Source organism: Moraxella sp. 179-F 1C4 NHS (assembly GCF_045370505.1).
Lineage (GTDB): Bacteria > Pseudomonadota > Gammaproteobacteria > Pseudomonadales > Moraxellaceae > Faucicola > Faucicola tetraodonis.
The window spans coordinates 1-1169 of sequence record NZ_JBIQEC010000066.1; the positions used below are offsets into that span (position 1 = coordinate 1).

The 1169-nt window shown below is 42.0% G+C and carries 3 protein-coding genes; all 3 read left to right on the top strand.

The genetic code is table 11. The features are described from left to right. A partial coding sequence (locus ACH0AB_RS11835; protein WP_406878264.1) for a recombinase family protein occupies window positions 1-414 on the top strand: 414 nt, incomplete at its 5' end. Between the two features lie 104 nt (window positions 415-518). Continuing rightward, the gene (locus tag ACH0AB_RS11840; protein ID WP_060995272.1) at window positions 519-836 is read left to right on the top strand and encodes a type II toxin-antitoxin system RelE/ParE family toxin; all 318 of its coding nucleotides are present in this window, start codon (window positions 519-521) and stop codon (window positions 834-836) included. Continuing rightward, window positions 827-1156 (top strand): helix-turn-helix domain-containing protein, encoded by a 330-nt coding sequence (locus tag ACH0AB_RS11845; RefSeq protein WP_065263946.1) that lies wholly within the window; start codon window positions 827-829, stop codon window positions 1154-1156. The genes ACH0AB_RS11840 and ACH0AB_RS11845 overlap by 10 nt, the downstream gene beginning before the upstream one ends. The last annotated feature ends 13 nt before the right edge of the window (window positions 1157-1169 follow it).

Sequence of the window (1169 nt, forward strand, 5' to 3'; positions counted from 1 at the left end):
GATTTGGATAGGTTAGGGCGGTTAGCCAGTGACCTGATTAAACTCATTGATGAGCTGGCAGAAAAAGATATTGGCTTTAAAGCGATTAACTCGCCGATGGATACCACAACACCTGCAGGACGGGCGTTTTTACAAATTCAAGCGGCGTTTGCAGAGATGGAGCGTAATATTATCCGCCAGCGGGTGAAAGAGGGGATTGCGGCTGCTCGGGCTCGTGGTCGTAAAGGTGGTCGACCTAGAATCATGACGGCTGAGAAACTTAAATATGCCCAACATCTGATGGCTGATCAAACCAAAAGCATTCCAGCGATTTGTAAAGAATTGGGCGATATTCCCAGTAGTACGCTATATCATTATGTGACGGCGAAAGGGGAGTTGAAGAAGGCAGGAGTGGATTTGCTAAGTTCTGAATAACCTTCGCATTACCTGTTTTTTTAAGCCTATAGCATTTAAATTTTGAGGTTAATCTTAAATGAATAGTCTGCTATACTACTACAATGTAGTATGTGAAATTATTTATGTTTACCATTGTCGAAACGCCTTTATATATAAAAATGGTTGATAGCCTATTAACCAAAGAAGAACAGGGCGAACTGCATACCATGATTAGCCAAAATCCTGATATTGGTGATGTTGTTCCTAAAAGTGGCGGTGTTCGTAAGGTGCGTTTTGCTAGGCAAGGTGGTGGTAAAAGCGGTGGTGTTAGAGTGATTTATTATAATCGCTTAGAAAACGGTAAAATCTTTATGCTATTGGTTTATGCCAAGGCGAAAACCGAAAATATTCCTGCTCATATACTAAAAGACTTGGTAAAGGAGTTAGACACATGGCAATAAAAAGCATGAAAGACTTAGATACTATTAACTTGGCTAACCATGAATTTACCGGGGATGAGCTCGGGGCATTATTGCTTGAAAGTGTCCGACAAGCTAAAGCCGGACAGGGTGTGGTACGTGAGCAACCTATTGTTAACGAAGCCATTGAAGCCAGACAGAATGTGGGACTATCACAACGAGAATTTGCTGAGATTCTAGGTGTATCAGTTCGAACTTTACAAGCTTGGGAGCAAGGAAAACGCTATCCATCAAAGGCGGCTAGCGTTCTGCTGAAAATTGCAAAAGTTGAACCCCAAGTGCTACTGCGCGTTGCTCATTAAAAACTTTTGCTGT

Coding starts and splice junctions, on each gene's coding strand:
- ACH0AB_RS11840 (WP_060995272.1), top strand. CDS start 519: ATGTTTACCATTGTCGAAACGCCTTTATATATAAAAATGGTTGATAGC.
- ACH0AB_RS11845 (WP_065263946.1), top strand. CDS start 827: ATGGCAATAAAAAGCATGAAAGACTTAGATACTATTAACTTGGCTAAC.